Origin of the sequence: Bacteroides intestinalis, assembly GCF_003464595.1 — a bacterium.
In the GTDB taxonomy this organism is placed as follows: Bacteria; Bacteroidota; Bacteroidia; order Bacteroidales; family Bacteroidaceae; genus Bacteroides; species Bacteroides intestinalis_A.
Window position 1 is genome coordinate 509860 of the sequence record NZ_QRZF01000004.1, and the last position, 6159, is coordinate 516018.

At 48.6% G+C, this 6159-nt stretch carries 5 protein-coding genes; all 5 read left to right on the plus strand.

The window, feature by feature from the left end:
* Nucleotides 1-1365 (plus strand): sulfatase family protein (locus DWW10_RS08635; protein WP_259320445.1); only part of this gene is annotated, 1365 nt, incomplete at its 5' end.
* A 328-nt stretch (nucleotides 1366-1693) separates the two neighbouring features.
* A complete protein-coding gene (locus tag DWW10_RS08640) occupies nucleotides 1694-2542 on the plus strand; it encodes a prephenate dehydratase (RefSeq protein ID WP_007210092.1) in 849 nt (282 codons plus the stop codon).
* Complete coding sequence (locus tag DWW10_RS08645; RefSeq protein WP_118421186.1) at nucleotides 2517-3698, plus strand: pyridoxal phosphate-dependent aminotransferase; 1182 nt, start codon at nucleotides 2517-2519, stop codon at nucleotides 3696-3698. The genes DWW10_RS08640 and DWW10_RS08645 overlap by 26 nt, the downstream gene beginning before the upstream one ends.
* A gap of 171 nt (nucleotides 3699-3869) precedes the next feature.
* Nucleotides 3870-4937: a bifunctional 3-deoxy-7-phosphoheptulonate synthase/chorismate mutase type II gene (locus DWW10_RS08650; protein WP_029427824.1), complete on the plus strand. Its 1068-nt coding sequence runs from the start codon at nucleotides 3870-3872 to the stop codon at nucleotides 4935-4937.
* A gap of 79 nt (nucleotides 4938-5016) precedes the next feature.
* Nucleotides 5017-5790, plus strand: coding sequence for a prephenate dehydrogenase/arogenate dehydrogenase family protein (locus DWW10_RS08655; protein ID WP_007218812.1), 774 nt, complete (start codon nucleotides 5017-5019; stop codon nucleotides 5788-5790).
* Nucleotides 5791-6159: the final 369 nt, after the last annotated feature.

Genomic DNA, 6159 nt, shown 5'->3' on the forward strand with positions numbered 1-6159 from the left:
ATGTTCACCGATGCTCATTCCTGTTCAGCCGTCAGCACCCCCACCCGCTATGGCATCCTCACAGGACGCTACAACTGGCGTTCCAGCCTCAAAAGCGGTGTACTCTACGGCTACTCCCGCCCTATCATCCCCACCACCCGCAGCACCATGGCATCCATGCTGAAAGCAAACGGATATACCACCGCCTGCATTGGCAAATGGCATTTAGGCTGGAACTGGGGCACAAAACCGGGACATGAGAAACCCGGCGCCAACGCCCTCAACGACGAAGACGTGGACTACTCCAAACCCATCACCAACGGTCCTGCCGACTTAGGCTTCGACTATTTCTACGGCTTCTGCGGCTCCCTCGACATGGCCCCCTATGTATATATAGAAAACCGCCAGCCCACCACCACGCAAATAGGCACCGTACCCGCAGGAAAGAAACCGGGCTTCTGGCGTGCAGGCGCCATAGCCAACGACTTCAACCACCAGGACTGTCTGCCCAACCTGACCCACCGCGCAGTAGACTATATCAACCGTCACGCGCAAGACGAACGCCCCTTCTTCCTCTATCTACCCCTGCCCGCCCCTCATACCCCCATCCTGCCCGCCGAAGCCTTCAAAGGAAAAACCGGACTGGGTGATTACGGCGACTTCGTCCTGATGGTGGACAATGTAGTGGGACAAGTGCGCGAAGCCCTGCGACGCAACGGCATAGACTCCAATACCATCGTAGTCTTCACCACCGACAACGGTTGCTCTCCCGCCGGAGGTATCCCCGAAATGGCAGCTAAAGGGCATCATGCCAACTACATCTGGCGAGGCATGAAAGCCGATCTCTTCGACGGCGGTCACCGCGTACCCACCATCGTAGAATGGGCCAACGGTGCAGGCCGAGGCACCTGTGCGCAAACCATCTGCCTCAACGACTTCTACGCTTCTTTTGCCGCCCTCAACCATTATCCCCTGAAAGATAACGAAGCGGAAGACAGTTACAACATTCTTCCCCTCATCCGGAATCCGCACCACATGCCAACCATCCGTGAAGCCACCGTGCACCACTCCATCCGCGGAGAGTTTGCCATCCGTAAAGGAGACTGGAAACTGTTGTGTTCCCCCAGTTCCGGCGGTTGGAGCTATCCCAAGCCAGGCGTGGACAAGGAAGCCATTGCCCAGCTCCCACCGATACAACTCTATAATATGAAAGACGATCCCACCGAAAGCAAAAATGTCTATCAGGAACATCCCGAAATAGTCAGCGAACTGAAAGACCTGTTGCAAAAGTACATCCGCGAAGGCCGGAGCACTCCGGGAAAAGCACAGTCCAACGATGCCGTGAACAAATGGGAGCAAATCAAGGGAATCATGCACGACGATTGATGGATTTCCGGCAGAAAAAGACAACCGGAAGCACTCGTCTGAAAGCTAATTTTGAAGAAGAAATAAAAAAAATATCATTTTTTGCTTGCATATAAGAGAAAAGTATTACTTTTGCCACGAAATTAAAAACAAAAAGAAAACGAAAGTATGAATTTGTTTACTTATACATATTACTTCTTTTTTTACTTTTACTTTAGCCAGAAAGTAGAGCGGGAGTTTGTATGTGTCAAGTGACAGTGATGCTTAAGAACTGAATAGAGAACTAAAGTAATATACTTAATCCCGCTCCATTGTATGGAAGCGGGATTTTTTATTTTAAAGAAACAGTATGAAAAGAATAGCCATTCAAGGAACATTAGGGTCGTATCACGACATTGCCGCACACAAGTACTTCGAAGGAGAAGAAATAGAGTTAATCTGTTGCGCTACTTTTGAGGACGTGTTTGCAGCCGTGAAGAAAGACAGCAAGACCATAGGAATGTTGGCAATAGAGAATACCATTGCAGGTAGCCTGTTGCACAACAACGAGTTGCTGCGGCAGAGCGGAACACAAATCATAGGCGAATACAAACTACGCATTTCACACAGCTTTGTCTGCCTGCCCGATGAGGACTGGAACGATCTGACGGAAGTCAACTCCCACCCCATCGCACTGATGCAATGCCGCGAGTTCCTTGCCCAGCACCCGAAAATGAAAGTAGTGGAAGCGGAAGACACCGCCCTCAGCGCCGAAATCATCAAGCGGGAAAATCTGAAAGGACACGCCGCCATCTGTTCCAAGGCCGCTGCCGAGCGTTACGGCATGAAGGTGTTACAGGAAGGCATCGAAACAAACAAGCACAACTTCACCCGTTTTCTGGTAGTTGCCGATCCTTGGCAAGTAGACGAAATACGCCGCCATCCACACCCGGAAACCAACAAGGCAAGCATGGTATTCACACTGCCCCACACGGAAGGGAGCCTCTCGCAAGTACTGTCCATTCTTTCGTTCTACAGCATCAACCTGACCAAGATACAGTCACTGCCCATCATCGGGCGGGAATGGGAATACCAATTTTACGTAGACGTTGTTTTCGACAACCTACTGAGATATAAACAATCCATCGCGGCCATCACACCGCTAACCAAAGAACTTAAAATATTAGGCGAATATGCAGACGGAAAATCAAACATCTAAGATCAAGCCCGCCGACCGGTTGGCCAGCGTGAGCGAATACTACTTCTCCAAGAAGTTGAAAGAGGTGGCACAAATGAATGCCGAAGGAAAAGACGTAATCAGCCTCGGAATCGGCAGCCCTGATATGCCTCCCTCGGAAGCAACCATACAGACCCTGTGCCGCGAAGCACAAAACCCTGACGGACACGGTTATATGCCTTATGTCGGCATCCCCGAACTTCGCCGCAGCTTTGCCGCCTGGTATAAGAAATGGTACGGCGTGGAGCTGAATCCTAATACTGAGATACAGCCGCTCATCGGCTCGAAAGAAGGTATCCTGCACGTCACACTGGCCTTCGTCAATCCGGGCGAACAGGTATTGGTTCCCAATCCGGGCTACCCCACTTATACCTCATTGAGCAAGATACTGGGCGCGGAAGTCATCAACTACAACTTGAAAGAGGAAAACGGCTGGATGCCCGACTTCGACGAACTGGAAAAGATGGACATGAGCCGCGTAAAGCTGATGTGGACCAACTATCCGAACATGCCGACCGGAACTAACGCCACCCCGGAACTTTATGCAAAACTGGTGGACTTTGCACGCCGCAAGGACATCGTGATTGTAAACGATAACCCGTACAGCTTCATCCTGAACGACCGCCCCCTCAGCATCCTCAATGTACCGGGCGCCAAAGAGTGTTGCATCGAGTTCAACTCCATGAGCAAGAGCCACAATATGCCGGGCTGGCGTATCGGTATGCTGGCAAGCAACGCCGACTTTGTGCAATGGATCCTGAAAGTGAAGAGCAACATCGACAGTGGTATGTTCCGCGCCATGCAACTGGCAGCCGCCAACGCTCTGGAAGCCGAACAGGAATGGTACGACGGAAATAACAAGAACTACCGCAACCGCCGCCATCTGGCAGGGGAAATCATGCACGCACTGGGATGTACATACGATGAAAAACAGGTAGGTATGTTCCTCTGGGGAAAAATTCCCGATAGCTGTGCCGACGTTGAAGAACTGACTGAAAAGGTGTTGCACAACGCACGCGTGTTCATCACACCGGGATTTATCTTCGGAAGTAACGGAAAACGGTATATCCGCATCTCGCTTTGCTGCAAAGATCATAAATTGGAAGAGGCATTGAAGCGCATCAGGGAGATGAAGTAATATATTTACAAAAAAGAAGTCCTGTAGCACAAGTCACTCACCGTTTTAAAAAACGAGGCCTGTATTTATTAACACGTTCGAAAGGCTTTATCGACGGGGGTTACAGAGGGTTCAGAAGACACTGAGAAATATCTATACAATAAAAATATAATTGAACAAAAATAAAAGAATATGGAACTTGAATTAGAATCGATTTTGCTGCCGGGCGTTGAGGACAAACGTCCCATGGTAATTGCAGGTCCTTGCAGCGCCGAGACAGAAGAACAAGTAATGTGCACCGCCAAGCAACTGGCCGAAAAAGGAATGAAGATATTCCGTGCCGGAATCTGGAAACCGCGTACCAAACCGGGTGGTTTCGAAGGTGTAGGCGTAGACGGTCTGGCATGGCTGAAAGAGGTGAAAAAAGAAACCGGAATGTACGTTTCTACCGAAGTAGCCACTTCGAAGCATGTATACGAGTGTCTGAAAGCAGGTATCGATATCCTTTGGATTGGCGCACGCACCACTGCCAACCCGTTTGCCATGCAGGAAATTGCCGATGCACTGAAGGGGGTGGATATTCCTGTGTTTGTGAAGAATCCGGTAAACCCGGATCTGGAACTCTGGATCGGTGCCCTGGAACGTATCAACAATGCCGGTCTGAAACGTCTGGCAGCCATCCACCGCGGTTTCAGCAGTTACGACAAGAAGTTGTACCGCAATCTGCCGCAATGGCATATCCCCATCGAGTTGCGTCGTCGCATCCCGAACCTGCCGATCATCTGCGATCCCAGCCATATCGGTGGTAAGCGCGAACTCATCGCACCGCTTTGCCAGCAGGCTATGGACCTCGGTTTCAACGGTCTGATTATCGAAAGCCACTGCAACCCCGACTGTGCATGGAGTGATGCTTCGCAGCAAGTGACTCCGGATGTACTGGATTACATCCTGAACTTACTCGTCATCCGTAAAGAGACACAGACCACGGAAAATCTCAGTGAACTGCGTAAGCAGATTGACGAGTGCGACAACAACCTGATGCAGGAACTTGCCAAGCGTATGCGTGTGGCACGTGAAATCGGTACGTTCAAGAAAGAACACGATATGACGATTCTGCAAACGGGACGTTACAATGAAATTCTGGACAAACGCGGTTCTCAAGGTGTGCTTCTGGGCGTGGATTCGGAATTTATCAAGAAGGTATTCGAGCTGATACACGAGGAGAGTGTGAGGCAACAAATGGAAATTATAAACAAGTGATTAGCGACTGGTGATAAGTGATTAATGGCTACGCTATCTTTCACTTATCACTAATCATTAATACCTAAACACTAAATTTATGCGTATTTTAATACTCGGAGCCGGCAAGATGGGCTCTTTCTTTACAGATATTCTAAGTTTCCAACATGAAACGGCAGTGTTCGACGTGAATCCGCACCAGTTGCGTTTTGTCTACAACACGTATCGTTTCACCACGTTGGAAGAGATAAAGGACTTCGAACCGGAGTTGGTAATCAATGCCGCCACGGTGAGATATACGCTGGACGCATTCCGCAAGGTGCTGCCTGTGCTGCCCAAGGATTGTATCATCAGTGATATCGCCTCGGTGAAGACGGGATTGAAGAAATTCTATGAGGAAAGTGGTTTCCGTTATGTATCGTCGCATCCGATGTTTGGCCCTACGTTTGCCAGCCTCAGCAATCTGAGCAGCGAGAATGCTATCATCATCAGTGAAGGTGACCACCTGGGAAAAATTTTCTTCAAGGACCTTTACCAGACGCTCCGCCTCAATATCTTCGAATATACTTTCGACGAGCATGATGAGACGGTAGCTTATTCTCTGTCTATTCCTTTCGTCTCTACGTTTGTTTTTGCAGCGGTGATGAAGCACCAGGAGGCTCCGGGTACTACGTTCAAGAAGCATATGGCTATTGCCAAGGGTTTGCTGAGTGAGGATGATTACTTGCTTCAGGAAATTCTCTTTAATCCGCGCACTCCCTCGCAAGTGGAAAATATTCGTCTGGAGCTAAAGAATTTGCTGGAAATTATCAGTACGAAAGATGCGGAAGGGATGAAGCAGTATCTGACGAAGATTAGGGAGAAGATAAAATAGATAGGTGAGATTAAGGGATTGAAGAGAGGAGGGGTACGGAAAAGGAAGTGGGGCTTCTCTCTTCAATTCGTTAATAAAGAGAGGGGATGATATTTAGGATTAGGTAGGGATATGCTTGTAATGTAGGATAAATAATAGTAGATGCAAAATATCAGCTAAAGCCGGATATGGTTATGATTCACTTAAAAAAATAGTATCTTTGTAGGATAAGCAACAGCTATTCTGGGTGAAATAGCATATATGGGTTAGCTGTGATTCGCTTTCAAAATAGTATCGTTGTAGGATAAGCAACAGCATCAACACATTAACACATTACAGGGTCTATGCTGTGATTCGCTTTCAAAATAGTATCTTTGTAGGATAAGCAAC

Excerpts from the sequence above, each read along its gene's own strand:
- DWW10_RS08645 (WP_118421186.1), top strand. The coding sequence starts at position 2,517 with ATGCAGACGGAAAATCAAACATCTAAGATCAAGCCCGCCGACCGGTTG.
- DWW10_RS08650 (WP_029427824.1), top strand. The coding sequence starts at position 3,870 with ATGGAACTTGAATTAGAATCGATTTTGCTGCCGGGCGTTGAGGACAAA.
- DWW10_RS08655 (WP_007218812.1), top strand. The coding sequence starts at position 5,017 with ATGCGTATTTTAATACTCGGAGCCGGCAAGATGGGCTCTTTCTTTACA.
- DWW10_RS08640 (WP_007210092.1), top strand. The coding sequence starts at position 1,694 with ATGAAAAGAATAGCCATTCAAGGAACATTAGGGTCGTATCACGACATT.